The sequence below is a fragment of the Mesorhizobium sp. f-mel genome, assembly GCF_053850215.1.
In genome coordinates this window covers 1-26,327 of record NZ_JBSPTO010000028.1, presented here as the reverse complement: position 1 = coordinate 26,327, position 26,327 = coordinate 1, and the positions used below count along the sequence as shown (strand labels likewise).

Sequence of the window (26,327 nt, the reverse complement as noted above, 5' to 3'; positions counted from 1 at the left end):
GCCTGGCATGCGGACATGACCCCCAAACTCAAGGCCTATCGCGCCAAACGCGAATTCAGTAAGACGCCGGAACCCGTCGGCGGGCTTGTTGCCGCAGAAGGCAACCGCTTCGTCGTTCACAAGCACCATGCCACATCAGACCATTATGATTTACGTCTGCAGGTCGGCGGTGTGCTGAAGAGCTGGGCGGTGCCTCGCGGCCCGTCGCTCAATCCCGCCGACAAGCGGTTGGCGGTCGAGACCGAGGACCATCCGCTTGAATATATCGACTTCGAAGGCGTCATTCCCGAGGGCGAATATGGCGGCGGGCCGATGATCGTCTGGGACACCGGCGTCTGGGCACCGATGGACGAAGTCGAAAAGAGCCTCCGCACCGGTTCCTTCAAGTTCCGTCTCGCCGGCGAGAAGCTGAATGGCGGCTGGATGCTGGCGCGGCTGAAGCCGAAGCCGGGCGAGGACGGCGAGAAGAAAAACTGGCTGCTGTTCAAGGAGCGCGATCTCGCTGCCGATACAGCGCTCGACATTCTTGCCGCGCGGCCTGAAAGCGTCAAATCGGGAAGACGCATCGAGGAACTGGTGAAAAAATCGAAGCCGGCGGCCAAGCTTGCCAAGCCGGCGGTGCTGAACCCCGGTGCGCTGCCGGGCGCGGTCAAGGCGCCGGTGCCCGCCCGTATCGAACCGCAACTGGCGACGACGGTGGCAAAGCCGCCGGATGGAGTGAACACCCGGGAGGAGTGGCTGCACGAAATCAAGTTCGACGGCTATCGCACGATGGCGCATCTGGCCGAGGGAGAGGTGCGGCTGATCACCCGCGCCGGCATCGACTGGACCAAGCGCTATGGCGACCTGCCGCACGCCTTCGCAAAACTGCCGTGCCGCGACGCCGTCATTGACGGCGAGATCGTCGTGCTCGATGCCAAGGGTATCAGCCGTTTTGCATTGTTGCAGGACGCTCTGGCAGAAGGCGCCGGCAGCAAGCTTCATTTCTATGCCTTCGATCTGCTTTACCTCGACGGCTGGGATCTGAGGAAAGCGCCGCTCGGCCGACGCAAGGCGCTGCTGTCGCAACTGCTTGCCGGCCTTGGCGCCAATTCTGCCATCCAGTTCTCCGATCATGTCGAGGGCGACGGCCAAGCACTCTACGATCAGGCCTCCGAACTTGGGCTGGAAGGCGTCGTTTCCAAGCGCGCCACGGCGGTCTACCAGAGCGGCCGCACCAAGACATGGACCAAGACCAAGGCGCTGCAGACCGGCGACTTCGTCATCGCCGGCTACACCACATCAGATGCGGCTGAGGGGCTGGCCGCCCTCGGCCTCGGCGAATTCGAGGGCGGCGAACTGCACTATCGCGGCAAGGTCGGCACCGGCTTCGATGCCGCCACATCAGGCGCGTTGCTGGCTCGGCTGGAGCCCTTGCGCGCCGGCGCGTCTGCACCCGAAGGGGTTCCGCGCGAGATCATGCGCGAGATGAACTGGGTGCGGCCACTGCTTTCGGCCCATATCCACTATGCCAACCGGACCACCGATAATGCGCTGCGCCATGCGGTGTTCCGCGGTCTGCGCGACGTCGGCCTATCGACGCCGGTGTCGGCCAAGCGCAAGCGGCTGATTGCGGAAGCCGATCTCGCCACAATCTGGGTGACCAATCCGACGCGGCGGTTGTTCGGCAAGACCGGACCGACCAAGCTCGACATCGCCGTCTACTACGCGCTGGTCGGCGACTTCATGCTGCCGCACATCCTCGGCCGCCCGGTGTCGCTGGTGCGCTGCCCGACCGGCAAGCCGCAGGACTGTTTCTTCCAGCGCCATGCCTTCACCGGCATGCCTTCATCGGTGGCGACCTTCGAGACGACCAATTCCGAGGGCGAGACTAAATCCTATCTGTCGGTGGAAGATGCCAAGGGCTATCTGGCGCTGGCGCAGTTCGGCGTCGTCGAGTTCCACACCTGGGGCACCCACCGCACGCGGCTAGACAGACCGGACCTGATCGTTTTCGACCTCGACCCGGGCGAGGGGATTAGCTGGCGCGAGGTGGTGGAGGCGGCAGTGCATATCCGCGCCGAGCTGGAGGCGATGGGGCTGATGCCGTTCGCGAAAACGTCGGGCGGCAAGGGCATACACATCACCGTGCCGGTAACGCAAAAACAGAACTGGAAGAAACTGCACCAGGCGACCAGCGCCATTTCCTCGGCATTGGCCGCCTCCGCGCCCGACACCTTCACCACCACGATGGGCAAGGACAACCGCAAGCGGCGCATCTTCATCGATTATCACCGCAATGCGCGCGGCCACACCTCGGCGGCACCCTATTCGCTGCGCGCCCGCACCAACCTGCCGGCCTCCACGCCGGTGAGTTGGTCCGATCTGGAATCCATCGACGCTCCGGAAGATTTGAATTATTCTTCGCTGCCGGGCCTTCTGGCCACCTCCGGCGATCCCTGGGCCAACATGGAAGATTTCGCTAGGGATTTGCCGGTATTGTGAGGGCGATGTAGGTTTTGCGCAGCGTTGTTCGTCCTTTGGACGAAGCGCTGCGAACAGTTCGACAGTGCACGGCCGCGTAGGAGAGTTTTATGGCGCCCAGGGCAAGTTGGAAAGGTTACCTCAAGCTCAGTCTCGTCAGCTGTCCGGTCCGGCTGTATCCGGCGACGAGTGCCAGCGAGCGGATCAGCTTCAATCAGCTGCACAAGGACACCCACAACCGCATCAATATGAAGCCGGTCGATCCCGAGCTCGGGCTGGTCGAGCGCTCGGATCTGGTCAAGGGCTACGAATACGAAGATAAGCAGTACATCATCATCGACGATGCCGACCTCGAGGCGGTGCGCATCGAATCCAACCACACGATGAACATCGAAGCCTTCGTCGACGAGCATTCGGTCGACGTCATCTACCAGGACGCGCCCTATTATCTGGCGCCCGATGGCGCGATGGCGGAGGAGACTTTCGCGGTGCTGCGCGAAGCGATGCGCAAGTCGGGCAAGCTGGCGATCGCGCGGCTGGTGCTGTCCAGCCGCGAGCGCGTCGTGACGATCGGCGCGCGCGAGAACGGCATGTTCGTCTGCACCTTGAGGAACCCGAATGAAGTGCGCGGTACGGCCGAATATTTCGGCAACATCCCGGCCGGCAAGCCCGACCCGGAAATGCTGCAGCTCGCCGAAGCGCTGATCAAGCAGAAGGAAACCACCTTCGACCCGAAGAATTATGAGGATCGCTACGAGATCGCGCTGATGGCGATGATCCGCGAGAAGCTCAAGGGCCACAAGCCGATCATCGCGGCCGCCCCCGAGCGCGGCAACGTGATCAACCTGATGGATGCGCTGAAGGCCAGCCTGTCGCAATCGGCCAAGCCGCCGGCCAAGTCGAAGAGCAAGGCCGATGAGGCGGCAAAGCCTGCCGCCAAGGGCAAGGCCGGCGCGGCCAAGGAAAACCCGCTCAAGGCCAATTTGCTGAAGGCCGTCGGCAAGAGCAAGGCGTGACGGCGCTTGCCGGCACCGTCTTCGGCGCCATCGGCGCGCTGGCGGCGTTTCCACTGAGGCTGGCGGCGCGCGAGGTTGAACGCCAGCACGGCCAGTTAAGGCGCGGCGTCACGCGTCGCACTAGCCATGTGGTGTTCGGCCGCACACTTCTCGCCAAGGCCGGGGATGCCGAGATCGAGCGCCGCGTCGCGGCCGAGCGCGCGGCCGGCCGAAAGCTGATCAGCGAAAACGGTTTTTTGCGCCTGCTAGGGCTGATGAAGGCGCTGGAGGCCTCGGCCCTGTCGCGGCAGTCGCTTCTCGATCAGTCGCGATTGGCCGCATCCGACCTCGACCTTCTCAGTCTCTTCGATGCCTTCGAGAATGATTGCGAGCCCTATTCGTTTCGCGACCTGATCCTGGCCCGCAAATATGCCGGGCTGGTCGCCGGCGGCGCCTCGTGGGGCGCAATCGCGCGCTCGGTGCACCGCTCCGGCCCGGTGGCTTCGCTCACCGCCAAGTCGTTGAATGTCGGCTCACAGCGCGGGCGCGCGGATGCGATCTATCTCGATGGTGGCCAGAGCGAACTCGACGGCCAGCTGCTGTTCGACTTGGGGTCGCCCGATGACGACACGCTGGAAGAACTGTTCGCCGACGCTGAAGCCGCGGAAGAGGCTGAAGATCACGAGCAGGCGGCCGCACTCTACCAGCGCTGTCTCGCCATCGACCCGACCGACGCCATAGCCGCCTTCAACCGCGCCAACTGCCTGCGCGGCGCCGGCCACGCGGCCGAGGCGGCGCATGACTATGCCCGCGCCATCAAGTGTGACCCCGGCTTTGTCGAGGCCTGGTTCAATCTGGCCGGGCTGATGACCGAGCAAGGCCGCGAGGCCTCGGCGCGACGGCATCTGCAAAAGGCGATTGCGCTCGATGCCGATTATGCCGATGCGGTGTTCAACCTTGCGAGGCTGGAGTTCGACGCCGGCAACCTGGCCGAGGCGCGGCGGCGTTGGGCGCGCTATCTTGAGCTCGATGCCAGTTCTGAATGGGCGCGCATGGCGGCCAAGGGCATCCAGTTCATCGATCTGCAACTGGCGCGCACGGCGGGGTAAGACCAAACGTGATGCTCGATGCAAAAACCATCCGAGCGCGAATTGTCGAAGAGCTCCTTACGCGGCTTGGCGAAAGATGGTTCAAGCCAGATAGCCCTAAGCTTGTTGTCACGCCGGTCGGTAACCTCACCGATTTCAGTGTTGAGCTTGATTGCTATACGGACCGCCGATATGGCGAATACGACTGCTCGATCGCAGCTGTCTTCAAATGGAAGAAATTTGCCAAATTATGGAAGGATTTTGACGCTTGGTATGAAGTCGAGGATCCAAGTTCGGCACAGTTCAAAACCAAAAGCTCTCGGCGATCGAGTAAATCATTTTGCAGGGTAGGGTTCGATGCCATTGACGGGGATTTCGTCAGAGGTCGTGGCTCGTTTTGGGTGGCAAATGAAGGTGATCTCGATGCGTTCATAACTCAGTGCGCCGCCGATCTCGACGGCAAAGTCGGCGAATGGATCAGGAGATGGTTCACCTGGGCGTCGGCTCTGGAGGTGATGGATGGCAATTCGCAATTATGCGGAGCATGGCGTGACACGGCATATTTCTGCCTGCTGGAACAAGTTCATGGGCGTGAGGTTGCTTGCAAATGGATAGGTGACATTGATGCGACTGGCTGGCCCGGATTGCTGGCCGCTCAGGTCGAGTATCTTCAGTCAAAGGTTTGCGGTGGGGTCTCTGCATAAAAAGGATCGCAATGGTCGCGCCTGAACACCCCCCTCTGGCCTGCCGGCCATCTCCCCCGCAAGGGGGGAGGTTGGATGTCGCCATCGTTTTGGCCAATCACCAACGTTGGAAGCTGGGCGGACAACCGAAGCTGCCGATCTCCCCCCTTGATGGGGAGATGGCCGGCAGGCCAGAGGGGGGCGCGAAGGAACTCGGCCTTCATCTGCGGGCCACCCAATGACCGCCTTCCTCTTCGACGGGCCCGAAACCGCCCCCATCACCGTCCTGCTTGCCCATGGCGCCGGGGCGCCAATGGATTCGGCCTCGATGACCGCCACGGCCAAGGCGCTGGCCGAAGCCGGCTTCCGCGTCGCGCGATTCGAATTCCACTACATGGCCGCCCGCCGCTACGGCCACCGCAAGCCGCCGCCGCGCGCCGAGACAGTGAACCCGGAATATGTCAAGGCGATCGCCGATCTGAGGGCGAAGGGCGTGACGGGGGCGCTGATCATCGGCGGCAAGTCGATGGGCGGCCGCGTCGCCTCGATGATCGCCGACGAGATGTTTTCCAAGGGCGAAATCTCGGGCCTGCTTTGTCTGGGCTATCCCTTCCACCCGCCGGCCAAGCCAACGCAATTGCGCACCAAGCATCTGGCTGGCCTCAAAACCCCGACGTTGATCTTCCAGGGCACGCGCGACGAGTTCGGCACGAAGGACGAAGTCGCGACCTACGATCTCTCCGACCGCATCGAAATGTTCTGGCTGGAAGATGGCGACCACGATTTGAAGCCGCGCAAAAGCATCTCCGGCTTCTCAGTCGCCGATCATCTGAAGACGCTCGCTGACGCGGTGAAGGCCTGGACGAGCAGGATCGCTTCCTGACCCTGTCGATGAAGATCGCCACCTTCAACATCAACAACATCAACAGCCGGCTGCAAAACGTGCTGGCCTGGCTGGCTGTCGCCAAGCCCGACATCGTCTGCGTGCAAGAACTGAAGGCAAGGCAGACGCAGTTTCCGCGCACAGCACTCGCCGCTGCGGGCTATGGCGCGGTATGGGTGGGACAGCCGACCTGGAACGGCGTCGCCATACTCGCGCGGGGTTCAGAACCCGTTCTGATCCGCGAGGCACTGCCCGGCGACGAGAGCGACAACCAGGCCCGCTACATCGAGGCAGCGGTCAGCGGCATCGTCATCGCCTGCCTCTATGCGCCGAACGGCAACCCGCAGCCCGGTCCGAAATTCACCTACAAGCTGGCGTGGCACGAGCGCCTGAACGCGCATGCGGCGGAACTGTTCGACACCGGCCTGCCGGTGGTGCTGGCCGGCGACTACAACATCGTGCCTGAGCCGCGCGACATCTACCCAACCCGCTCCTATGACGACAATGCGCTGGTGCAGCCGGAAAGCCGCGCCGCGTTCGCCGCGCTGCTCGCCCAAGGCTGGACCGACGCGCTGCGCAAGAAGCACCCGAAGGAGACGCTTTACACATTCTGGGATTATCGCCGCAACCGCTGGCCGCGCGACGCCGGCCTGCGGCTCGATCATATATTGCTCTCCAAGAAACTGGCGCGCCGATTGGCCCGGGCAGGCATCGACCGCGAAGTGCGCGGCGAGCCCGGCGCCAGCGACCACGCGCCGGTGTGGGTGGAATTGCGGTGAGGGGTGGAGAACATTCGATCTCCCCGTTTATGGGGAGGTTGGCGGTTGCTGGCGCTATCGCCAACCCTCACTCACAACCAGTCCCACCGGTCGCGCCGCTTCGCGCGCAAAGGCCTCGATCAAAGGTGCGTATCCCTCAAGGTCGGGTTGAATGGCGAAGCTGTGGCTGGCGGCGGTCGTGGCCCAAGGCAGCTTTTCCGACGTGAAGACCTCGACGAAGGGCACATACCAACGGTGCTCGTCCAGCATGGTAGCGCGAACATTGACGATGAAGTCCAGGCCGTGCGGATGCGTGAACATCCAGTTCTTGCAGTGCGGGCAGTAGAGTTGCCGGTGCGGCCCATGCATGCCGCCGACCACCGGCTCGCCTTGCGTTATGGTGAAACCGTTGCTTGGCACGGCCATAGTCAGCGAATAAGCGCTCGCGCTCAGCTTCTGACAGCCGGTGCAATGACAGGCCATTGTCAGCAAGGGCGGCGCACTTATCCGAAAGCGTATCCCACCGCACAGGCAGCCGCCTTCCCAAGGTAATTTCCAATCATCCATCGCTTGGCCTCGATCGGTCTTGAGCCCTGCCGAGGGATCCTAGCGCACGACCGGGCAACATTGCGGCGACCGAGAGATCCCCGGGCGCATCCAGCGCTTTGGCGCAGGCGAGCGTTTTTGCACTCGCCGTTCGCTGGTAATCTTCGGAATTGAACCGGGGCATCGACAAGCCCGGCGCCGACCTGCATCATTGCGGGCAAAGCGAAAGCGCCCAGGGGGGAGCCCGATGCACAGGTTTGTCGACAGGCTGCTCGCAATGCTGCTGCTGGCGATCGGCATGCTCTGCTTCACACGTGTGTATCTCGCGCTGGGTGACGAGGGCGCCCGCGACGCTTTCGCGTCGGTGCGCCTGGCTTTTTTCGGCGCGGCGGGCGTTTTCTCAGCCCTTGCAGCCCTGCTGTTCTGGGCCGGCCGGTTGCCAGGCCGGTCGACGCTCGCTCCGAAGACGCCGCTGTTCGGCAGGGGCGCCGAAGCGCAACCCGCCGGAGGACCACGCCTGCGGCAGCTCTTTGCCGTCGTTCCGTTCCTCGCCGTCTTGGCCCTGATGGCCGACCAGTTCGGCCCCTGGTCGCGGCAGCCACAGGACGTCGGCAAAAGCCTGATCGCCGAGCAACCCGCGCCGAGCGTGCCGGAAGGCCAGGACGTCGCCAGCGCACCAGCCCCTGCGCCGGAAGCGCGCGAGCCGCCTGAACAAGCGACTACGCCTCCGCCGCCGAGCGGCAACGGCAATCAGCCCAGCGATGCGGTTGCGCAAGGTGCAAACCCTGGCGCCAGCAGGGAACCGGCACACCCGCCGGCGCCTGCCTCGCCATCCGAGGTCGCGCTGGGCCCGCCCGCCTTACCGCCGGAGGCTGCTCCAGCCCCGGCTGCGCCACCGCAGACCGTCGCGCCGCTGCCGCAGGCTCCGCCGCCGCAGCCGACGCAACCCGACGGTCACCGTGATGCAGTGGTCTGGCTGGCGGTGGCGCCCGACGGTCACTCGATCCTGAGCGCCAGTACCGACCGCACGATCAAGCTCTGGGATATCGACGGCAAGCGCCTGATCCGCACCCTCGGCATCCACAAGGACATGGCGCGTACCGCGCTTTTCCTGCCCGATGGGGCGCGAGCGCTGACGGCGGGCGACGATGGCGAGATCGTGCTGCGCCAGCTCTCCGATGGCGCGGTGCTGCACGTCTTCTCGTCAGGCCAGAACGGCGGCGTCAACAAGCTGGCGATCAGCCCCGACGGCAAACGTGCTGTCAGCGGGCACGACACCGGCAGGGTCATCGTCTGGGATATCGAGAAAGGCTCGGTGCTGCATGTGATGCCGGGGCACGACTGGTCGATCAGCGGGGTCGGCGTCTCGCCCGATGGCACACGCGCGATCAGCGGCAGTATCGAGGGCACGCTAAAACTATGGGACATCGGCACCGGCAAGCAGCTGCGCAGCTGGCACGGGCATGAGCGTGGCCCCTATGGCGTGGTGTTCATGGCCGATGGGCGCCATCTGATCACCGGCAGCGGCGATTATACGATCAAGCTCTGGGATCTCGACACCGGCCGCGAAGTCCGCCGCCTCGAGGGCCATTCGGGCACGGTCTATGCGCTGGCGATGTCGACCGACGGCAAGCGGCTGCTGTCCGGATCGCTCGACGGCACGGCACGGCTGTGGGACATGGAAACCGGCAGCGAGACCGCCCTGTTCGACAGCCGGTCCGGTCCGGTCTACGCCGTGGCGTTCGCCGCCGACGGCACGGTGCTGACCGGCGGCTACGACCGCACAATTTGGGATTGGCCGGCGGGCGGCGGCGACGGCATAGTGCTCTTCGCCGGCGCGCCGGAGTGATCAATTTCACCGGAGCTTGAGCGACCCCCTCTGAAGGGTCGCGACCTATACAAAATCGACGTAAGGCCTCATCGTCGCGCAGGCGCAGGAACACCATGACCGATCTCCACATCGTCGAAGCCTCGATCGAGCAGTTGCGGCAAGCGCTGGAGGACGGCACGGTCACCAGCGTCGAGCTGGTCGGCGCCTGCATGCGCAGGATTGCGCATTACGACCGCCATGGCATCACCCTCAATGCCGTCCCTGTGCTCAATCCCGAAATGTTCGACGAGGCGGCCGCGTCCGACCAGCGCCGCAGGAATGGTGCCGTGCTCAGCCCGTTGGACGGCATCCCCTATACCGCCAAGGACAGCTACAAGGTATCGGGCCTGACGGTGGCCTCCGGCTCGCCGGCCTTCGAACATCTCGTCGCCAACGAGGACGCCTTCACCATTGCGCGGCTGCGGGGCGGCGGCGCGGTGCTGATCGGGCTTACCAACATGCCGCCGATGGCCAATGGCGGCATGCAGCGCGGCGTCTACGGCCGGGCGGAAAGCCCCTACAATGCCGATTACCTGACCGCCGCCTTCGCCTCGGGCTCGTCGAATGGTTCCGGCACCGCGACCGCCGCCAGCTTCGCCGCCTTCGGGCTCGGCGAGGAGACATGGTCGTCGGGCCGGGCGCCGGCGTCGAACAACGCGCTGGTCGCCTACACGCCGTCGCGCGGCGTCATTTCCGTGCGTGGCAACTGGCCGCTGGTGCCGACCATGGACGTGGTGGTGCCGCATACGCGCAGCGTTGCCGACATGCTCGAACTGCTCGACGTGATCGTCGCCGACGACCCGAACACAAGAGGCGATTTCTGGCGCGCGCAGCCCTGGGTGGCGCTGCCGACGAGCTCCGATGTCAGACCGCCACGCTATACCGGCCTCACGCCGGAGGGAGCGCTGCAAGGCGTGCGGCTCGGCGTGCCCCGCATGTATATCGGCCGCGACACGGAGGCTGACGTTCCGATCCCGACCCGCGAGTCGGTGCTCGACCTGTGGGAGCATGCGGCATCGGATTTGCGGCGGCTCGGTGCTGATGTGGTCGAGGTCGATTTCCCCGTCGTCTCCAACTACGAGCGCGACCGGCCGGGCACCAAAAACATGGTCGATCGCGGGCTGGTTCCGGAAGAATTCGCCGAGCGCGAGATATGGGACCTGTGCGTCTTCGCCTGGGACGATTTCCTGCGCGCCAATGCCGATCCGGCCATCCCCGATCTCGCCTCGGTCGACGGCGCAAAGATCTTTCCGCAGCCGCCGGGCACGCTGCCGGACCGCTACGAGGACAGCTTCGATCTAGCGGAGTATGTCGGGCGTGCCAAGCGCGGCGTCACCCCATTCGAGGCCATTCCCGAGCTGGACGCTGGCCTGAAAGGCCTCGAGGCAACGCGGCGGATCGATTTCGAGGACTGGCTGGACGCGCAAAGGCTGGATGCAGTGGTGTTTCCGGCCGTCGCCGATGTCGGGCCGGCCGATGCGGATGTCAACGAGACCTCCGCCGCGCTTGCGTGGCGCAACGGCACCTGGGTCGCCAACGGCAATCTGGTGCCGCGCCATCTCGGCATTCCGACCGTCACCGTGACGATGGGCACAATGGCCGATATCGGCATGCCGGTCGGACTGACCTTCGCCGGCAAGGCCTATGAGGATACGAAACTGCTTCGGCTAGCCGGCGATTTCGAGCGTTTTGGCCAGCGCCGCACCAGCCCGCCGCGCACTCCCGAACTTCCCGACGATGTCTTTCCCGCCCGACACAACGCTAGCGGGCCGGGCGAGGCGCCGCCGCTGACCGTCACGCTTGCCGCCGAGGCGCGTCGTGCGGGCGATCAGGACGAGATAACAATCACGCTCGATGTGCATGGCGAGGTCGGAACCGAGACCAGCGTGAAAGTCCATATCAACGGCCAGCCCATTCGCATGCAGCGGACCGGGGCGCGCTTCACCGGGCGTGCGGCCGTACCCGCGAAAGAGCATGAGAGAATCCACAGCGCCTGGCGTGGCTCGTACGGCTCGATCGCCACTGCTGTGGTGCGGTTAGCGGACGGGAGCGCGGCCGGCGCCTACGCGGTGACAGGCGGGATTGGGTGAGGGGGCTGCTGCAAGTACAGATGCTGACGGAAGACAGCAGGCGATAGGAAAGCTCGGATGAGAAGATCTCTTGTAATTGGCGCGATCATGCTCGCAACCTACGGCAACTCGTACGCTCAGAACTTGGCCGAAGACATTCACCGCGACGGAAAAGGGCCGTCAACGATGTGCGGTTTCCAGGGTGTTGACGCACTTGATTTGATCAGGCGAGTGAAGGCATCTCCAGGGCTGCGCCGGGTTACTGCTTCATCCCGCTTCGAACTGTTCGTTTCTGCTGACGAGCTGACGCAGTGGAGTTTCACAAGACCCACCGAACAGGCCTACCCCGCCATAACGTGCAGACGCCTCAGCAGGGATTGGCAAGGCAGCTGGCGCCAAAAACGGACTATGCGATGCGAAGCAGGTCGCCGGGCTTGCGATAGGCTGTTTGCCGAGTTCCAGCGGCTCGACGAGCAATTCCGGCGCTCGCTGCGCAAGTAGATCGGGCAGGAACGGCGCTACGCTCGCCGCCGATGGCGGCATACGGCGCCGTGCCTGCGGCCGGCTTCTCAATCTGCGTTAGTCCGGCTTGCAGGGGTCGGCTTTGGCCGCCGCTGTCTTGTCGCCCTCCTGCTGCGCCTCGACATCCTGCTGCGAGGTGGCAAGGTTTTTATCCCCACCGGCTTCCTGGTTGGCTAGCGGCATGGTGTTGCCGTCCTTATTGGCAGGGCCGCCCTCAACCTTGCTACCGGCATTCGCATCAGTTTCGAGGGGTGCACGCGTTCCGTCTTTTGCGATGCCTGATTGAGCTTCGATCGATGCAGTCGTGTCATGGCAGGTGGCGCTTGCCGTGCCGGCGGTCAGGCCGATCATTGAGGTGGCGAGCAAAATAGCGGTAACCGTCTTCATCTTATTCTCCTTTCGGTGTTTGAGCCTGTCTTTCTAAACTGCCGGCGATATCCAAGGTTCCGCTGATTCAGTTCGAACCTCGAAACTGGCGTCGTATTGCCATTTGATTTGCGGGCTTCCGCAGGCGAGGCCTATCGCGTATTGGCGCGGGGAAAATCCCTTTGGCGCGCGTGGAAAGCATGATTCGACTGGAAAGTATCAGCAAGCAGAACGGCCGGCAGATCGTCTTCATCGAGGCCTCCGCCTCCTTGCAGAAGGGCGAGAAGGTCGGGCTGGTCGGCCCCAACGGGGCCGGCAAGACGACGCTGTTCCGCATGATCAACGGCGAGGAGCAGCCCGATGAGGGCCAGGTCTCGGTCGATCGCGGCGTCACCATCGGCTATTTCAGCCAGGATGTCGGCGACATGGAAGGCCGCAGCGCTGTCGCCGAAGTGATGAACGGCGCCGGGCCGGTGAGCGAAGTGGCGGCCGAGATGCGCGAGCTCGAAGCCGCCATGGGCGACCCGGAGCGATCAGATGAGATGGACGCCATCATTGCCCGCTACGGCGACCTGCAGGCGCGTTTCGAGGAGCTCGACGGCTATGCGCTGGATGGCCGCGCCCGCGAGGTGCTGGACGGCCTCGGCTTCAGCCAGGAGATGATGGACGGCGACGTCGGAAAACTCTCCGGCGGCTGGAAGATGCGCGTGGCGCTGGCCAGGATCCTGCTGATGCGGCCCGACGCCATGCTGCTCGACGAGCCGAGCAACCATCTCGACCTGGAAAGCCTGATCTGGCTGGAGCAGTTCCTGAAGAACTACGACGGCGCGCTCTTGATGACCTCGCACGATCGCGAGTTCATGAACCGCATCGTCAACAAGGTGGTCGAGATCGATGGCGGCTCGCTGACCGCCTACTCCGGCAACTACGAATTCTACCAGCAGCAGCGGGCGATCGCCGACCGGCAGCAGCAGGCGCAGTTCGAGCGCCAGCAGGCGATGCTGGCCAAAGAGATCGCCTTCATCGAGCGCTTCAAGGCGCGCGCTTCGCATGCCGCCCAGGTACAGAGCCGGGTGAAGAAGCTGGAGAAGATCGATCGCGTCGAGCCGCCCAAGCGCCGCCAGAAGGTATCGTTCGATTTCCAGCCGGCGCCGCGCTGCGGCGAGGACGTGGTGACGCTGAAGAACATCCACAAGCGCTATGGCAGCCGCTCGATCTACGAGGGGCTGGATTTCCAGGTGCGCCGCCGCGAGCGCTGGTGCGTGATGGGGATCAACGGCGCCGGCAAGTCGACGCTGCTAAAACTGGTCGCCGGCGCTTCCGAGCCGGACAATGGCACGGTGGCGCGCGGCCCGAGCGTCAAGATGGGCTATTTCGCCCAGCATGCCATGGAAGTACTGGAGGGCGAGCGCACCGTGTTCCAGACGCTGGAGGACGCGTTTCCACAAGCAGGCCAGGCGCCGCTCAGGGCGCTGGCCGGCTGCTTCGGCTTTTCCGGCGACGAGATCGAGAAGAAATGCCGGGTGCTGTCGGGCGGCGAGAAGGCGCGGCTGGTGATGGCGCTGATGCTGTTCGACCCGCCCAACCTTTTGGTCCTGGACGAGCCGACCAACCACCTCGACATCGCCACCAAGGAAATGCTGATCACAGCGCTTTCGCAGTATGAGGGCACCATGCTGTTCGTCTCGCACGACCGGCATTTTCTGGCGGCGCTGTCGAACCGGGTGCTGGAACTGACGCCCGAGGGCATCCACACCTATGGCGGCGGCTATTCGGAATATGTCGAGAGGACGGGACAAGAGGCGCCTGGGTTGCGGAGCTGAGGCGCAGGCCCGGCGCTGCCGCTCAAGGAAGCCACGGGCTGCTCAGCCGTGCAGAACAATTTCGCGCAGCGGATTGCCGCCGTCGATGAACAGCCGGCCTTGCGCCGTCAACGCGGCCTTGAGCCGTTGCAGGGCGATCTTTCCTGCCTCGGGATGACGCCCGTCCAGCGCGCCGACGCGCACCGCAACGGCAATGTCGAAGTGCTGCTCGTCCGCCTCCAGCTGGAAATCCTCGATGGCGACCTGACGCAGGCTCAGCCGGCCCGCTGCAATCTCGGCGCGCGAGGCGGCCCTGGCCTGCGCGATGGCCTTGGCCGAGCGGTCGATCGCCAGCACGTGGCCGTCGCCAATCCGGCGCGTGATCTCGCGCGACGCAGCACCCGGGCCGCAGCCGATCTCCAGAACCCGCATGCCCTGCTGCAAAGGCAGTGCATCGACGATCGCCAAAAGCCTTGGCGACAGACCATTCGTCATTCCCTCGTCTCCAGCCTCTTCCGGGATCCGAGATTAGCGGGCGTGGCTGGCGGCGGGAAGGCCGACACCTGAGGGGATAGTCGATGTGTTCACCGGCCTCGACGACCGGCAGCCCGGCGAAAGCGAACAGTAGGAGGTACTTAAAAAGCGCTTCCCGGATTGAGCGAAAAAAGCCCGAGCGGCCCGGCGTCGTTGGCCTGAGGGGGGGACTGGCGCCGAGCCTAACCGGTTGGGGGGTAGATCACCGGCCGTAGAGATACATACGCTTAAGCTAATGTAAGCGCAAGCTAATGTTATGCGTTAGCCGTTTCCAGCGGCTGTTTCCTGACCATGGATGTTTCTGCCGGCCGCTTCCTTGCTGCGCGCTTAATCCGGGTGCTGGAACTGACGCCAGAGGGCATCCACACCTGTGGCTGCGGCAATGTCGAGCGCACCGGCCAGAGGCGCCGGGGCTGAAGCGCAGAGCTGGGGCTCGCTTGAGGGCTTCTCGATCGTCGGCTTGACCCTTCACCAAGCCGGCGACATTGTGGATGTGCTGTTCGCCAGTCCATAGCGGTCGTGTGGGAATGGATTTTCGCAACGCCATCGATGAATCGCTGGCCTGGGCCAGCCGATGGTTCGACTATGCCGTCACGCCGTGGTTCTTCTATCAGGCTGCCATCATCGTCGTGCTTTTCCTCGTCGCGAAGCTCGCGGCGCAGCGCATCGAACCGCTCATGGAGAACCGGGCACGCCAGATCAAGGGGCATCCCGGACTGTTGAGGGTCGTCGTTGCGCTGTTGCGGCGCACCGACTGGATCCTGTTCACGGTCTTCCTGCTTGCCGCGCTCACTCTCATGCGCGCCGTCACCTGGCCAAGCCGGACCCATTTCATCTATATCGCGCTCTCGCTATCCCTCGCGTGGCTGTTCGCATCGGTGCTGTCGCGCATCATCCGCAACCGCTTTGTCGCGCGGGCTCTCGCCTGGCTGACCTGGATCTATGCGGCCCTCGTCATTCTGGGCATCGATGACGACGCCGCGGCTTTCCTGGACAGCCTCGCAATACCTTTGGGCGCGGCGCGCCTTTCGGCGCTCATGGTGCTGAAGGCGGCGCTGCTGCTGATCGCCACGGTTTGGCTTGCGGTGGTCGTCGGCAAGTATATCGATGAACGCGTCCGGATCTCCGAAGAGCTGACACCCTCGATCCGCGTCCTCGTCGGCAAGGTCGCAAAGGTCGGCCTTGTGCTGGTGGCGGGTGCCATCGCCCTGTCCTCCGTCGGTCTCGACCTGACGGCTCTGACGATATTCTCCGGCGCCGTCGGCGTCGGCCTGGCTTTCGGGCTGCAAAAGGTCGTTTCAAATTTCGTCTCCGGTATGATCATCCTGCTCGACAAGTCGATCAAGCCGGGCGACACCATTTCGCTTGAAGGCACCTTCGGCTGGGTACGCGAATTGCGGGCGCGGTTTGTCTCGGTGGTGACGCGCGACGGCCGCGAATACCTGATCCCGAACGAAGACTTCATCACCCAAAGGGTCATCAACTGGTCGTTCAGCGACAACCTCGTGCGGCTCGACGTGAATTTCGGGGTCTCTTACGACGCCGACCCGCATAAGGTCAGCGAACTGGCGATAGCGGCCGCCATGAGCGTCGGCCGGGTCGAAGCGGACCGGCGGCCGGTCTGCTGGCTCACGGACTTCGGCGACTCCTCGCTCAATTTCGTGCTGCGCTTCTGGATCCACGACCCTCAGCAAGGTCTGACCAACGTGCGCGGCAGGGTACTGCTGGCGCTGTGGGACACCTTTAGGGAAAACGGCATAGACATCCCTTATCCGCATCGCGAGATCATCATGAAGCCGGATGGGCGCGCTGGGAAATCAAGCGGGCGCTGATGGGTAGGGTGCACCGGGTCGCGGCGCCGAAGCCGCTGAGCGCGGCCTTTTCGTCCCTGCCATCTCGGCAACGCTTATTGCCTTCAAGCCATGGCTCCAATGCTGTATCCAGCCCCGAATTCAAGGAGCCTTCGATGACCTCACACCTCGACATCCCCGACGCCAGCATGGCTGCAGCCGGCATGGCCGCCGATGATGGGCGCGCCCACGATGATGACGCCTCGTGGCAGGACGATGTTCGCGCGGGCGTGCGGCATGTGCGCGATCTGGATTCCCTGCCGCTGTCGCCGGCCGAGCGCGAGGCGGCTCAAGCCGCGGCGACGCGCCACAAGGTTCGCATCCCAAAAGCCTATCTCGATCTGATCGACTGGAGCGACCCCGCCGACCCCATCCGGGCGCAGGTCATCCCGTCGCCCGAAGAACTGGCCGAGCTGGAAGGCGAGCTCGATGATCCGATCGCCGACCATGCCTTCAGCCCGGTGCCGCGATTGACGCATCGTCATGCCGACCGGGTTTTGCTGTTCCCGACCTATCAATGCGCGGTCTATTGCCGGTTCTGCTTTCGCAAGGAGTCGCTGACTTCGATCGGCCGCGGTTTTTCGCGCGAGGCGCTGGAACCGGCCTTCGCCTATATCGAGGCCCATCCCGAAATCCGCGAGGTGATCCTGACCGGCGGCGATCCGCTGTCGCTGCCGGACAAGGCGCTGGCGGAAATCCGCGCCCGCATCGAGGCGGTTCCGCATGTGCGGCTCTTGCGCATCCACACCCGCGTGCCGGTCGCTCTGCCCTCGCGCATCACCTCAGGGCTGGTTCGCTCCCTGCAGGGCCGGCTGATGGTCACGGTTGTCACCCATTTCAACCACGCGCGCGAAATCACTGATGCCGCTGAGCAGGCCTGTCGCGCGTTGCGGCAAGGCGGCTTCGTGCTGCTCAACCAGAGCGTTCTCCTGAAAGGCGTCAACGACACGGTCGAGGTGCTGGAGGAGCTGTGCCGCGAGCTGATGTACCGCCTCGGCGTAAAACCCTATTACCTGCACCACGGCGACCTCGCGCGCGGCATGGCGCACCGGCGCACCACCATCGCCGAGGGACAGGCGCTGGCCAGCGCGCTCCGCGCGCGCCTGTCGGGCATCTGCAACCCCGTCTATGTGCTGGACCTGCCGGACGGCGGCGGCAAAGTGCCGCTCGGCGCATCCTATGTCGAGGCGCAGGACGGAGAGACCTGGCGGATTCGCGGGCAGGATGGCGAGCTGAGGGCGTATACGGAGATTGTCGGCGACCTTTGAACCCTGGGTTCCTCGCCCCCAAAGCGGGAGAGGTGGCTCGGCGAAGCCGAGACGGAGAGGGGCCTTTCGAGAAACGGAGACTTCCTTCAGCGCGCAAGCTTGTGCCACTCCTCGTTGGAACCGGATCCAATGCCTCGCATTTCTAGAGATGACGGGGCAAAGGAGCGCAGGTGAAAGTTTTATCCGCGGTACTTGGCGGCTTTGTGCTGACGCTGGCGGTTTTCGCCAGCGGATTGGCCTTCGCCGTCTGGATTCTTTCCGCCGAGCCGGTGCGGCAGGCCGCCCCGACTTCCAGCGTTGCCGAACTGTGGCCGAGGGAGCCGCGGAAGGTGAACCCCGCTTCGCAGCGTCTTGAGCGCCTTCCCGCCCGCGAAGTCCCAGTTGATCAGGTCCCCGTCGATCGCACATCGAAACCTGCCGATGCCGCATCTTCGTCACCCGACCCCAACGCTACCGCCTCTATCAAGCCGGCAGCGCACGAGCAGCAGGCGGTGCCCGCCGCCCATGTGGAATGGTGCGCAAGCCGCTACCGTTCCTACAGGCCAAGCGACGACCACTACACATCCTACAGCGGAGAGCAGCGTCCCTGCATCTCGCCCTATCTCGATGCCGGCGCTGCCGAGCGCGTCGCACAGCCTGCCGACGATAGCGCCAGCTATGTCGAGGCGACCGACACGTGGTCAATGGATGGGAACGTTCCGGCGGATGAAACCGGCGGCGCCCAGCTTCCGCCCCACCACGTGGAATATTGCTTCAGCCGCTACCGCTCCTATCGGCCGGAAGACAACACCTACCAGCCCTATTCCGGCGGCCCGCGCCGGCAGTGCGAGTAGGCAGGGCGGAGGCGGGTGGCGGGTTGGCGGCGCAGTGCGTGGCGCCTTATGCGACCGATCACGCAGATTTCTTGGATCGTTCGGGTTGGCGCGGCATTCATCCGATACCCAAGGAGGAATCAAGATGGGCGACGACCGGGAAGACAAGATTCGCGAGCGCGCATACCAGATCTGGGAACGTGAAGGCCGCATCCATGGCGATCCCGAGCGGCACTGGCACCGGGCCGAGGCCGAGATCGACAGGGAGGCAGCCCTGCCGCTGACGGCAGGCGATGCCCTGCCGGAAACCCGCGAGGTCGCGAGCTCCGACGTCTTGACGGTGGAGGCCCTGGCGGTGCGCACCGGCATATCGGGCGAACAGGCGCAGGAGCTAATCGACAGGTTGGGAAACGACCGGGCGGCGATCGAACAAGCCGCGCGCAATCTCAAGGGGAAGCAGCGGCTCGGGGAGTGACAGATGATCAGAAAACTCAAAGACGGAAAATACCGCCTCTATTCGCGCAAGAAGGACGAAAAGACCGGCAAGCGCCGCAATCTCGGGACGTTTGACAGCCGCGAGGCTGCGGAGAAGCACGAACGCGAGGTTCAGTATTTCAAGAGGCATTGAGGGGGCGTGCCGTCGCCTGCCAGGCAGATGCAGTCTGGAACTGGCCTCTCGCGAGGGCCATCGACCGATCGCATCAGGTCGTATCTAAAGCCCATAAGAAAAACCGGCAGTTTGCCCAATCCTTGCTGCGACTGCGCTGCGTCAAGCTCTGATCGGGCGCGTTGCCCGACCGTTGTGCGGGAGGGACTCTATGGCCCAGCAGGAGCAGGTGCAGCTGGAGGGCAGCGCCGCGGACTCAACGAGCGCTACTGTTATGACAGAAGGAACGAAGAAGCAGTGCAGCATGGTGCGGACATAGGCGAACTCCGGCGAAGATTTTGACAGCGAGATCAGCGCAAGATGTCCGACAGGCTCTCGGGTTTCTTCTCGCCAAGCGACAGATCAAGGCCCGACAGAAGGTCGATGAGATGACTTCGCATCAGGTCGGACGCGTTTTTTGCGTCGTGCTTTTCGATGGCATCGACGAGGGCGTGATGGGCGTGGCTTTCGCAGGTGGTGTCGCGGCGGCGCCAGTAGAGCGCGATGATCAGCGACGACCGCGACAACAGGTCTTTGACGAAGCCGGTCAGGATCGAATGGCCGGCGATTTCGGCGATGCCGACATGGAATTTTGCCGACAGCATTATGGCGTCGCTGTCGCGGCCGGCATGCAGGGCCTCGTGCTCTTTTTCGAGATGAAGCCGCAGTTGCGCGATCTCGGCCGGCTTTGCCACTTCGGCGGCAAGCGCCGCGACCTTGGGCTCGATCAGCGCCCGCGCTTCGAACACCTCGCGCGCTTCCTGCTTGGTCGGCTGGGCGACGAAAGCGCCGCGGTTCGGCTCGAGCCGAGCCAAGCGGTCATGCGACAGCGCCTGCAGCGCCGCGCGTATCACCGCGCGGCTCACCGAATAGATCGAGGCGAGTTCGTCCTCGGGCAGCTTTGTGCCCGGTGCGAGGCGGTGGCTGACGATGGCGTCGCGCAGGCCGGCATAGACCGGAAACCAGCGCATCGTCGGCTTGTCGCCATCCCGTGTCTTTGGTCCAAGCAGGTCCATCGTCTCATTGTCCCGGCGGCCGGATCGCATAGCGGCGCGAACACCGCGTTTCCGGCCGGACATCGAACATCCTGTGTGGGAATTTCAACAATTTTGCACGCATCAGGATACACGGCCGGAGGGCGAAAAGGGCGCAAAGATTCCGGCGAAGGATTTTTCGAGTGGAACCTGGTAGCCGCCGCGCTTCGAGGTCGACAGGCCAAGGCTGATGAGGCTCTCGCAGAGTTGTACCGCGCAGGCGACGCCGTCGAGCACAGGAAGGCCATGTTCGCGGCTGAGCGCGGCGGCGAGGTCGGCCATGCCGGCGCATCCCAGCACAATCGCTTCGGCCCGGTCGTCGCGGATGGCGCGCTCGATCTCCTCCGAAATTCGATGGCGGGCGTTGGAACCGGGCACTTCGAGCTCCAGAACGGGAACGTCGCTTGCCCGCACCCTGGCGCAGCGGCTGGCGAGGCCGTAGCGCACCAGATTGTGCTCGATCGCCGGCACCGAACGCGACAGCGTCGTCACCACGCTGAACTTGCCGGCAATTAGGCTCGCCATGTGAAACGCCGCTTCGCCGATGCCGACCACCGGCATCTCGCCGACGCAGCGTACTGCGTCGAGGCCGGTATCGTCGAAGCAGGCGATGACGCAGGCGCTCGCCGCCGGATGTCTCTGGATCTCGCCGATCATTCCCGGGATGGCGAAGACCTCGTCGAAATAGCCTTCGACGCTCGGCGGCCCGTCCTTCGGATTGACGGCGATGATCCTGGTGCCGGCCGAAGCCGCGCCGCGCGCCGCCTCGCCGATCTTTTCGGTCATGGACGCGGTGGTGTTGGGATTGACGACGAGTATGTCCATTTGCGCTTTCATATTTCGCCGCCGAGATAGAGCTTTTTGACCCGGTCGTCGCCAAGCAGCTCAGCCGAATGTCCGGCCAGCGCGATCTTTCCGGTCGTCAGTGCGTAGGCGCGCTGCGAGATGCGCAGCGCCATGCGCGAATTCTGCTCGACCAAGAGAACGCTGACCTTTTCGTCGCGATTGATCGCCACGATGGAGCGGGCGATGTCCTGGACGAGCTTCGGCGCGACGCCGAGCGAGGGTTCATCGAGCAGCAGAAGCTTCGGTTTGGCCATCAGCGCCCGCCCGATCACCAGCATCTGCTGTTCGCCGCCGCTCATGGTGCCCGCCGTCTGGGAATAGCGTTCTTTCAGGCGCGGAAAGCGCCCGAGCACCATGTCCAGCGTCCTGGCGATTTCGGCCTTGTCGGTGCGGGTGAAGGCGCCCATCATCAGATTGTCGCGCACCGTCATGTAGGAAAAGACGCGCCGACCCTCCGGCACCATGGCGATGCCCATCCTGACCAGCTCGTCCGGGCGCGTTCCGTCGATGCGGTGGCCCCGGAAATGAATCTCGCCGCTGCGGACTTTCTTTAGGCCGGTGATGGCGCGCAGGATCGAGGATTTGCCCGCGCCGTTCGCGCCGATGAGCGCGACGGTCTCGCCCTCGTTGACGTTGAGCGACACGCCCTTCAGTGCATAGACATGGTCGTAGTAGAGTTCGACGTCGGAGACTTTCAGCAGTTCGCTCATGGCTAAAATCCGATCGTCTCATCTTCGGCGCCGAGATAGGCCTCGATGACCTTTTCGTTCTCCTGGATTTCCTTCGGCGTTCCCTCGGCGATTTTCACACCGAAGTTCAGGACGACGATGCGATCGGAAATGTTCATGACGGCAGGCATATCGTGCTCGACCAGCAGGACAGTCACGCCGCGCTTCCGCACGCCGCGCACCATCTCCACCGCGCGCACGGTTTCGTCATGGTTCATGCCGGCGAAGGGCTCGTCGAGCAGAAGCACGGTCGGGTTGGTGGCGAGCCCGATGGCAATCCCGAGCGCCCGCAGATGGCCGTGCGGCAGCGTGCTGGCGATCTCATGCCGTTGCGCGCCGAGATCGAGGAAGTCGATGATCTCGTCGGCCGAGCGGCCGAATTCATCCTCGTCGCGCCGTGCGGTATTCGTGCCGAGATAGAAGCCGGCAAGGCTGGCATTGGAACGCAGGTGATGCGCGATGATGACATTGTCGCGCACCGTCATGCCCTTGAAGATCGTCGTCTCCTGGAACGTGCGCACCACGCCCTTCCGGGCGACGATATGCGGCGCCAGGCCTGAAATCCGCTCTCCCCGGAACAGCACTTCGCCCGAGGTCGGATTGAGGAAAGAGGAAATCAGCTTGAACAGCGTCGACTTGCCGGCGCCGTTGGGGCCGATGACGGAGAGGATTTCGCGTTCGCGGACCGCGAAGGAAACATTGTTGACCGCGACCAGCCCGCCGAAGCGTTTGGTCACGGCCTTGATCTGGAGAAGCTCAGTCATGGTCCTAGCCCTGCTTCTTGCCGAACAGCCTGAGGCTGAGCAGGCCGTTGGGAAGGAACAGCATCAGCGCGATCAGCACCGAAGAGAAGATCAGCAACTGGAACTCGCCGGTCTCGAACAGGAAATCCCAGCCGAAATAGAGCACGAAGGTGCCGATCATCGGCCCGAAAACATGGCCGAGCCCGCCGAGGAAGCAGTTCAGCATGAAGTTCACCGAGTCGGTGACGGTGAAGCTCGACGGATAGATCGACTGCGAGATGGCGACGAACATCGCACCGCCGAGACCGCCGAGGAATGAGGAGATGGCGTAGGCGATAACGCGCAGATAGGCGATGTTGACGCCGATCGAGGAGGCCAGTTCCTCGTTCTGCTGCAACGACTGGCAGAGTTTGCCGATGCGCGAATGGACTAGGCGGTAGAGCGCCGCAAAGCACAGCACCATCAGCACAACCGACACCAGATAGAAGGCGGGACGCGGATTGGCGAGCGTCGCGAAATCGGGAAGGATGGTCAGCCCGAAGATCGAGATGCCGCCGGGGAGCGGAATGCTGACCATGCCCTTGGCTCCGTTGGTGATCGGCAGCGCCAGCGCGAGCAGCCGCGCCACTTCGGTCAAAACCAGCGTGACCATGGCGAAATAGACGCCGCGAAGCCTGAGGATGGGCAGTCCGATCAGCACGCTTGCAGCGGCGCAGAATAGCCCAGCCAGCGGCAGTGTCAGCCAGAACGACACACCGTACTGGACGACAAGAATGGCCGAAACATAGCCGCCCATAAGCGCGAAGGCGCCCTGGCCGATATTGATGCGGCCGATGTAGAAAGTCACCCACACCCCGGCGCTGGCGATGCTGAGCAGCGCGACCGAGGTCAGCGTGTAGTAGAGGTCGAGCCGACCGGTCGCCTCGATCAGCCAGGGCACGCCGATGAGTACGACCAGCAGGAAGACAGCGACGGCGAGGATGTTGCGTGTACGCTTCATGTCCATCACCCCCACGGCTTGCCCATGAGCCCGTTCGGGCGGATGCTCAGGAACACCATCAGCGCGGCGAAGATGACGAGATAAGTGACGTCGCCATATTGGCGTAGCACCGTCAGGCCGACCGATTCCATCATGCCGAGGATGAAGCCGCCGGCGATCGCTCCGCTGACCACGCCGGCCCCGCCGATCATCACCATCAAGAACGCCTTGATCGAGATCGGCCCGCCGATGCCCGAATTGACGCCGGTGATGGCGACCAGCAGCCCGCCGACTATGCCGGCAAGCATGGCGCCAAGCGCAAAGCCGATCATCGAATAGCGGTCGACCTCGACGCCCATAAGCTGCGCCGCGACCCGGTCCTGCGCCAGCGCCCGCATGGCGCGTCCCGGCTTGCTGTACTGCATGAAAAGCACGAAGGATGCGATGAACAGTATGGCGAGAGCGCCGACCAGCAGCCGGTCGTAAGGCATTATGAGGCTGTCGGAGACGAAGACGCCGTTGACGATCTTCGGCACGCCGCGCTGCTTTTCACCGAACAGGAGGAGGATCACGGCGTCGAGGAAGAATGCGACCGCCGCCGCCAGAAGCATCGTACTTTCCTCCCGCACGCTTCGCTTAATCACCGTTCTGAAAAGGAATTTCTCGACCAGCGCTCCAATGACCAGCAGCGTGATCCCGGACGCGACGAGCGCGACGACGAAAGGCATGCCGAGCTGGCCATAGACGGTGTAGGTGACGAAGCCGCCGAGAACGTACATCTGCCCATGGGCAAAGTTAAGCACGTTCATCAGCGCGAAGATCAGGGTCAGACCGAGCGCGATCAAGGCGTATTGCGCGCCAAGATAGAGCCCGTTGGCGATGACTTGTTCCATCAGGATGGTTCCGGCCGTTCAGAGGCTGAAGACGAATGCTCGAGCCTCCGCGGCAATCCGCTTCGGTGCAGTTGCGTCAATCGACTTCAGCGACGAAGAGCGTCTCGAATTTGCCGTCGCGGTATTCCGTGACCACCATCGGGACCGAAAGCTGGCGCTTCTGGCCGAACGACGTCATTCCGACATAGGTCAGCTTGGCATCGTCCTTCAGGTAGGGATTGGGCGCTGAGAAAGTGTCGATCGTCTTCTTGAACTCCTCGACATTGTCGATCGCGGCCGGGTTCGCCTTCAGCGTCTCGATGATGTATTCGAGCGCGTAGACCTTGGTGTTGGACTCGTCATTGTATTCGCCGAACATTTTCGTATAGCGGTCGACAAATTCCTTCATCGTGTCGGACGCGATGTCGGGCGTCGATGCGCCCCCGACCGAGATGAAGCCGTTGGCCAACTCGCCCGCGCCCTCTTCCAGCACCTTGGCATCCTGCGCCGTTTCGGTGGAGATCAGGCCTTCGTAGCCGAGCTCGCGCGCGGCGCGGATCAGCAGCGGCGCATTGCCCGGCGCGACACCCGAAAGCACCAGCAGGTCCGGTTTTTGCAAAACGATCGGCGTCAGTACCGGCGTGAAATCGCGGGTATCGTTTTGGTAGACATCCGTGGCAGCCACAACCTCGAGCCCGAGCGCCTTTGCCGCGGCAACACCGCCATCCCGCTGGCTCAGCGGATCGGATTCGTTGGCGGCGACAAAGGCAACTTTTTTCACGCCCCTGTTTTCCATGAGATATTTGTAGATCGCCGGAGCCGACTGGTAGTTGGCGATCATGCCGAGCACGGCGTTGGACGCCGGCGGGGTGTAGAGTTCCTTCGGGAATGCGTAGGGAAAATAGATGATGCCCTTGGATTCTGCCACGGGACGCACCGCCGCCGCGCCGTCGTCGACATTCGGACCGACGACATAGTGGATGCCCTCCTGGGCCATCTTCTCCATGCCGGCGATCGCCCGCTTCGGGTCCTTCTGGTCGTCGAAGGTGACGATTTTGATGTCATAGGTCTCGTCACCAATCTTCACACCGCCGGTTTCGTTGATCCAGGTGGCGCGTGTCTGCATCGAGCGGACGTTGGATGTGCCCCACGCAGCGGCCGCGCCACTCGTCACGCCGACAAAGCCGATCTTGAGTTCCTTGTTGGCGGCGTGCACCGTGATTGTGCCGCCGGCCATGATTGCCAGCGCGGAGACGGCGCCGAGCGCGGAGAATGTGATTATTGAACGTCTGTTGATCATTGTTCTTCCCCTTGGAGGCCGCGCATTGTTGCGACAGAACTCGACCGATACGCGGACTTTTGTGAGTGAAGGCTCAAATCAATCACCTGTCAACAAAACTTTTAAAGATTGTTGACAATCTTGTGAGCGGCCGTAGATGAAGGATGTAGGACCGATCGCGGTTCGGTGCTTTGCTCGAGAGCTTCGTGGTGTCGGAATTCCTGAAGCTCGCATCGTGGTCAGAGCGACGGGTGTCTTTCTCACACTACCGGACCAAGGATCAGGACGAGGTCGACGTCGTGATCGAGGATCGACGCGGTCGGGTCGTCGGTATCGAGGTGAAGGCCTCCGCAACGGTGCGTCCGCAGGACTTTCGGGGATTGCGCCAGTTGCAGGAAGGAGTCCCGCGATCGTTTTGTGCGCGGGCTAGTGCTGCACGATCATCACCGTGTGACGCCGTTCGGCGAAAAATTGCAAGCCGCACCGCTGTCGGTTCTGTGGTCGATGTAAAGTTGCATAAAATGCGGACTGGAACTTGGGCCGCGACGAGCTCTAAATGTTCCCCGGATCGAACGGGCCGAGCCTTCATTGGTCGCGGTGATTTCTGGCAACGTTGCCACCTCACGTAAGCCATCTTGCATCGAACCAGCGGTCTGCCGGCCCGTCATAGGGCAGCCGGGTGACATCCCAA

Annotated in this window: 27 protein-coding genes and 1 pseudogene; 17 read left to right on the top strand and 11 right to left on the bottom strand. The window is 63.5% G+C overall.

Going from position 1 to position 26,327, the window contains the following annotated elements; all coding sequences use genetic code 11:
• The first annotated feature begins 15 nt into the window (after positions 1 to 15).
• The 6 genes from ligD to ACWUKX_RS25375 all read left to right on the top strand — a co-directional run bounded on the left by ligD (position 16) and on the right by ACWUKX_RS25375 (position 6,891).
• A complete protein-coding gene (gene ligD / locus ACWUKX_RS25400) occupies positions 16 to 2,484 on the top strand; it encodes a DNA ligase D (protein WP_456009563.1) in 2,469 nt (822 codons plus the stop codon).
• Positions 2,485 to 2,573: 89 nt separating this feature from the next.
• On the top strand, positions 2,574 to 3,479 hold the full coding sequence (ku, locus tag ACWUKX_RS25395; RefSeq protein WP_456009562.1) for a non-homologous end joining protein Ku: 906 nt from the start codon (positions 2,574 to 2,576) through the stop codon (positions 3,477 to 3,479).
• A complete protein-coding gene (locus tag ACWUKX_RS25390) occupies positions 3,476 to 4,567 on the top strand; it encodes a tetratricopeptide repeat protein (protein ID WP_456009561.1) in 1,092 nt (363 codons plus the stop codon). Before ku ends, ACWUKX_RS25390 begins: the two co-directional genes overlap by 4 nt.
• Positions 4,568 to 4,578: 11 nt before the next feature.
• Positions 4,579 to 5,250: a hypothetical protein gene (locus ACWUKX_RS25385; RefSeq protein WP_456009560.1), complete on the top strand. Its 672-nt coding sequence runs from the start codon at positions 4,579 to 4,581 to the stop codon at positions 5,248 to 5,250.
• Between the two features lie 217 nt (positions 5,251 to 5,467).
• Positions 5,468 to 6,112, top strand: coding sequence for an alpha/beta hydrolase family protein (locus ACWUKX_RS25380; protein ID WP_456009559.1), 645 nt, complete (start codon positions 5,468 to 5,470; stop codon positions 6,110 to 6,112).
• A gap of 8 nt (positions 6,113 to 6,120) precedes the next feature.
• The gene (locus ACWUKX_RS25375) at positions 6,121 to 6,891 is read left to right on the top strand and encodes an exodeoxyribonuclease III (RefSeq protein ID WP_456009558.1); all 771 of its coding nucleotides are present in this window, start codon (positions 6,121 to 6,123) and stop codon (positions 6,889 to 6,891) included.
• A 54-nt stretch (positions 6,892 to 6,945) separates the two neighbouring features.
• On the opposite strand, the gene ACWUKX_RS25370 is transcribed toward ACWUKX_RS25375, so the two are convergent.
• Positions 6,946 to 7,437, bottom strand: coding sequence for a GFA family protein (locus ACWUKX_RS25370; RefSeq protein WP_456009557.1), 492 nt, complete (start codon positions 7,435 to 7,437; stop codon positions 6,946 to 6,948).
• A gap of 226 nt (positions 7,438 to 7,663) precedes the next feature.
• On the opposite strand from ACWUKX_RS25370, the gene ACWUKX_RS25365 reads away from it, so the two are divergent.
• The 3 genes from ACWUKX_RS25365 to ACWUKX_RS25355 all read left to right on the top strand — a co-directional run bounded on the left by ACWUKX_RS25365 (position 7,664) and on the right by ACWUKX_RS25355 (position 11,856).
• Positions 7,664 to 9,265, top strand: a complete 1,602-nt coding sequence (locus ACWUKX_RS25365) for a WD40 repeat domain-containing protein (RefSeq protein WP_456009556.1) — start codon at positions 7,664 to 7,666, stop codon at positions 9,263 to 9,265.
• A gap of 95 nt (positions 9,266 to 9,360) precedes the next feature.
• Complete coding sequence (locus tag ACWUKX_RS25360) at positions 9,361 to 11,376, top strand: amidase (protein ID WP_456009555.1); 2,016 nt, start codon at positions 9,361 to 9,363, stop codon at positions 11,374 to 11,376.
• Between the two features lie 57 nt (positions 11,377 to 11,433).
• A complete protein-coding gene (locus ACWUKX_RS25355) occupies positions 11,434 to 11,856 on the top strand; it encodes a hypothetical protein (RefSeq protein WP_456009554.1) in 423 nt (140 codons plus the stop codon).
• Positions 11,857 to 11,934: 78 nt separating this feature from the next.
• Here the strand turns inward: ACWUKX_RS25355 and ACWUKX_RS25350 are convergent, their stop codons facing one another.
• Positions 11,935 to 12,264 carry a hypothetical protein gene (locus tag ACWUKX_RS25350; protein WP_455839525.1) on the bottom strand — a complete coding sequence of 110 codons (330 nt, stop codon included), beginning with the start codon at positions 12,262 to 12,264 and terminating at the stop codon, positions 11,935 to 11,937.
• 179 nt (positions 12,265 to 12,443) lie between these two features.
• On the opposite strand from ACWUKX_RS25350, the gene ACWUKX_RS25345 reads away from it, so the two are divergent.
• Entirely contained in the window at positions 12,444 to 14,066 is a 1,623-nt protein-coding gene (locus ACWUKX_RS25345; RefSeq protein ID WP_456009553.1) for an ABC-F family ATP-binding cassette domain-containing protein, read from the top strand.
• Positions 14,067 to 14,108: 42 nt separating this feature from the next.
• Here ACWUKX_RS25345 and ACWUKX_RS25340 read toward each other — a convergent pair whose 3' ends face one another.
• The gene (locus ACWUKX_RS25340) at positions 14,109 to 14,540 is read right to left on the bottom strand and encodes an SAM-dependent methyltransferase (protein WP_029351295.1); all 432 of its coding nucleotides are present in this window, start codon (positions 14,538 to 14,540) and stop codon (positions 14,109 to 14,111) included.
• Positions 14,541 to 14,961: 421 nt separating this feature from the next.
• Here ACWUKX_RS25340 and ACWUKX_RS25335 point away from each other — a divergent pair, with 421 nt between their 5' ends.
• From ACWUKX_RS25335 to ACWUKX_RS25310, 6 genes are all read left to right on the top strand, one after another.
• The gene (locus tag ACWUKX_RS25335; RefSeq protein WP_456009552.1) at positions 14,962 to 15,093 is read left to right on the top strand and encodes a hypothetical protein; all 132 of its coding nucleotides are present in this window, start codon (positions 14,962 to 14,964) and stop codon (positions 15,091 to 15,093) included.
• 13 nt (positions 15,094 to 15,106) lie between these two features.
• On the top strand, positions 15,107 to 16,411 hold the full coding sequence (locus ACWUKX_RS25330; RefSeq protein ID WP_456009551.1) for a mechanosensitive ion channel family protein: 1,305 nt from the start codon (positions 15,107 to 15,109) through the stop codon (positions 16,409 to 16,411).
• 167 nt (positions 16,412 to 16,578) lie between these two features.
• Positions 16,579 to 17,697 carry a KamA family radical SAM protein gene (locus ACWUKX_RS25325; protein WP_456009601.1) on the top strand — a complete coding sequence of 373 codons (1,119 nt, stop codon included), beginning with the start codon at positions 16,579 to 16,581 and terminating at the stop codon, positions 17,695 to 17,697.
• A gap of 170 nt (positions 17,698 to 17,867) precedes the next feature.
• Entirely contained in the window at positions 17,868 to 18,530 is a 663-nt protein-coding gene (locus ACWUKX_RS25320; protein ID WP_456009550.1) for a BA14K family protein, read from the top strand.
• A gap of 124 nt (positions 18,531 to 18,654) precedes the next feature.
• Positions 18,655 to 18,984 carry a DUF2934 domain-containing protein gene (locus tag ACWUKX_RS25315; RefSeq protein ID WP_292193644.1) on the top strand — a complete coding sequence of 110 codons (330 nt, stop codon included), beginning with the start codon at positions 18,655 to 18,657 and terminating at the stop codon, positions 18,982 to 18,984.
• A 3-nt stretch (positions 18,985 to 18,987) separates the two neighbouring features.
• Positions 18,988 to 19,137, top strand: a complete 150-nt coding sequence (locus tag ACWUKX_RS25310) for a hypothetical protein (protein ID WP_127204769.1) — start codon at positions 18,988 to 18,990, stop codon at positions 19,135 to 19,137.
• Between the two features lie 329 nt (positions 19,138 to 19,466).
• On the opposite strand, the gene ACWUKX_RS25305 is transcribed toward ACWUKX_RS25310, so the two are convergent.
• The 7 genes from ACWUKX_RS25305 to ACWUKX_RS25275 all read right to left on the bottom strand — a co-directional run bounded on the left by ACWUKX_RS25305 (position 19,467) and on the right by ACWUKX_RS25275 (position 25,657).
• Positions 19,467 to 20,171 (bottom strand): GntR family transcriptional regulator, encoded by a 705-nt coding sequence (locus tag ACWUKX_RS25305; protein ID WP_123147303.1) that lies wholly within the window; start codon positions 20,169 to 20,171, stop codon positions 19,467 to 19,469.
• A gap of 102 nt (positions 20,172 to 20,273) precedes the next feature.
• Complete coding sequence (locus tag ACWUKX_RS25300) at positions 20,274 to 21,014, bottom strand: aspartate/glutamate racemase family protein (protein ID WP_192355761.1); 741 nt, start codon at positions 21,012 to 21,014, stop codon at positions 20,274 to 20,276.
• Between the two features lie 8 nt (positions 21,015 to 21,022).
• Positions 21,023 to 21,745 carry an ABC transporter ATP-binding protein gene (locus ACWUKX_RS25295; RefSeq protein ID WP_023797265.1) on the bottom strand — a complete coding sequence of 241 codons (723 nt, stop codon included), beginning with the start codon at positions 21,743 to 21,745 and terminating at the stop codon, positions 21,023 to 21,025.
• 2 nt (positions 21,746 to 21,747) lie between these two features.
• Positions 21,748 to 22,527: an ABC transporter ATP-binding protein gene (locus ACWUKX_RS25290; RefSeq protein ID WP_091600118.1), complete on the bottom strand. Its 780-nt coding sequence runs from the start codon at positions 22,525 to 22,527 to the stop codon at positions 21,748 to 21,750.
• Positions 22,528 to 22,531: 4 nt separating this feature from the next.
• Positions 22,532 to 23,506: a branched-chain amino acid ABC transporter permease gene (locus ACWUKX_RS25285; protein WP_287074174.1), complete on the bottom strand. Its 975-nt coding sequence runs from the start codon at positions 23,504 to 23,506 to the stop codon at positions 22,532 to 22,534.
• Positions 23,507 to 23,511: 5 nt separating this feature from the next.
• Positions 23,512 to 24,378: a branched-chain amino acid ABC transporter permease gene (locus ACWUKX_RS25280; RefSeq protein WP_123145977.1), complete on the bottom strand. Its 867-nt coding sequence runs from the start codon at positions 24,376 to 24,378 to the stop codon at positions 23,512 to 23,514.
• 76 nt (positions 24,379 to 24,454) lie between these two features.
• A complete protein-coding gene (locus tag ACWUKX_RS25275; protein ID WP_456009549.1) occupies positions 24,455 to 25,657 on the bottom strand; it encodes an ABC transporter substrate-binding protein in 1,203 nt (400 codons plus the stop codon).
• Between the two features lie 185 nt (positions 25,658 to 25,842).
• On the opposite strand from ACWUKX_RS25275, the pseudogene ACWUKX_RS25270 reads away from it, so the two are divergent.
• A pseudogene (locus ACWUKX_RS25270) lies at positions 25,843 to 25,926 on the top strand (hypothetical protein); the annotation flags it as partial.
• 153 nt (positions 25,927 to 26,079) lie between these two features.
• Here ACWUKX_RS25270 and ACWUKX_RS25265 read toward each other — a convergent pair.
• The coding region (locus ACWUKX_RS25265; protein ID WP_456009602.1) for a hypothetical protein at positions 26,080 to 26,327 on the bottom strand (248 nt) is incomplete at its 5' end.

What these genes read in the sequence shown, in the direction of transcription:
- ACWUKX_RS25365 (WP_456009556.1), top strand. Translation starts at nt 7,664, where the DNA reads ATGCACAGGTTTGTCGACAGGCTGCTCGCAATGCTGCTGCTGGCGATC.
- ACWUKX_RS25300 (WP_192355761.1), bottom strand. Translation starts at nt 21,014, where the DNA reads ATGGACATACTCGTCGTCAATCCCAACACCACCGCGTCCATGACCGAA.
- ACWUKX_RS25305 (WP_123147303.1), bottom strand. Translation starts at nt 20,171, where the DNA reads ATGGACCTGCTTGGACCAAAGACACGGGATGGCGACAAGCCGACGATG.
- ACWUKX_RS25275 (WP_456009549.1), bottom strand. Translation starts at nt 25,657, where the DNA reads ATGATCAACAGACGTTCAATAATCACATTCTCCGCGCTCGGCGCCGTC.
- ACWUKX_RS25295 (WP_023797265.1), bottom strand. Translation starts at nt 21,745, where the DNA reads ATGAGCGAACTGCTGAAAGTCTCCGACGTCGAACTCTACTACGACCAT.
- ACWUKX_RS25310 (WP_127204769.1), top strand. Translation starts at nt 18,988, where the DNA reads ATGATCAGAAAACTCAAAGACGGAAAATACCGCCTCTATTCGCGCAAG.
- ACWUKX_RS25330 (WP_456009551.1), top strand. Translation starts at nt 15,107, where the DNA reads ATGGATTTTCGCAACGCCATCGATGAATCGCTGGCCTGGGCCAGCCGA.
- ACWUKX_RS25360 (WP_456009555.1), top strand. Translation starts at nt 9,361, where the DNA reads ATGACCGATCTCCACATCGTCGAAGCCTCGATCGAGCAGTTGCGGCAA.
- ACWUKX_RS25340 (WP_029351295.1), bottom strand. Translation starts at nt 14,540, where the DNA reads ATGACGAATGGTCTGTCGCCAAGGCTTTTGGCGATCGTCGATGCACTG.
- ACWUKX_RS25335 (WP_456009552.1), top strand. Translation starts at nt 14,962, where the DNA reads ATGTCGAGCGCACCGGCCAGAGGCGCCGGGGCTGAAGCGCAGAGCTGG.
- ACWUKX_RS25315 (WP_292193644.1), top strand. Translation starts at nt 18,655, where the DNA reads ATGGGCGACGACCGGGAAGACAAGATTCGCGAGCGCGCATACCAGATC.
- ACWUKX_RS25285 (WP_287074174.1), bottom strand. Translation starts at nt 23,506, where the DNA reads ATGAAGCGTACACGCAACATCCTCGCCGTCGCTGTCTTCCTGCTGGTC.
- ACWUKX_RS25375 (WP_456009558.1), top strand. Translation starts at nt 6,121, where the DNA reads ATGAAGATCGCCACCTTCAACATCAACAACATCAACAGCCGGCTGCAA.
- ACWUKX_RS25325 (WP_456009601.1), top strand. Translation starts at nt 16,579, where the DNA reads ATGGCTGCAGCCGGCATGGCCGCCGATGATGGGCGCGCCCACGATGAT.
- ACWUKX_RS25370 (WP_456009557.1), bottom strand. Translation starts at nt 7,437, where the DNA reads ATGGATGATTGGAAATTACCTTGGGAAGGCGGCTGCCTGTGCGGTGGG.
- ACWUKX_RS25345 (WP_456009553.1), top strand. Translation starts at nt 12,444, where the DNA reads ATGATTCGACTGGAAAGTATCAGCAAGCAGAACGGCCGGCAGATCGTC.
- ACWUKX_RS25290 (WP_091600118.1), bottom strand. Translation starts at nt 22,527, where the DNA reads ATGACTGAGCTTCTCCAGATCAAGGCCGTGACCAAACGCTTCGGCGGG.
- ACWUKX_RS25355 (WP_456009554.1), top strand. Translation starts at nt 11,434, where the DNA reads ATGAGAAGATCTCTTGTAATTGGCGCGATCATGCTCGCAACCTACGGC.
- ACWUKX_RS25280 (WP_123145977.1), bottom strand. Translation starts at nt 24,378, where the DNA reads ATGGAACAAGTCATCGCCAACGGGCTCTATCTTGGCGCGCAATACGCC.
- ACWUKX_RS25385 (WP_456009560.1), top strand. Translation starts at nt 4,579, where the DNA reads ATGCTCGATGCAAAAACCATCCGAGCGCGAATTGTCGAAGAGCTCCTT.
- ACWUKX_RS25350 (WP_455839525.1), bottom strand. Translation starts at nt 12,264, where the DNA reads ATGAAGACGGTTACCGCTATTTTGCTCGCCACCTCAATGATCGGCCTG.
- ligD (WP_456009563.1), top strand. Translation starts at nt 16, where the DNA reads ATGACCCCCAAACTCAAGGCCTATCGCGCCAAACGCGAATTCAGTAAG.
- ACWUKX_RS25380 (WP_456009559.1), top strand. Translation starts at nt 5,468, where the DNA reads ATGACCGCCTTCCTCTTCGACGGGCCCGAAACCGCCCCCATCACCGTC.
- ku (WP_456009562.1), top strand. Translation starts at nt 2,574, where the DNA reads ATGGCGCCCAGGGCAAGTTGGAAAGGTTACCTCAAGCTCAGTCTCGTC.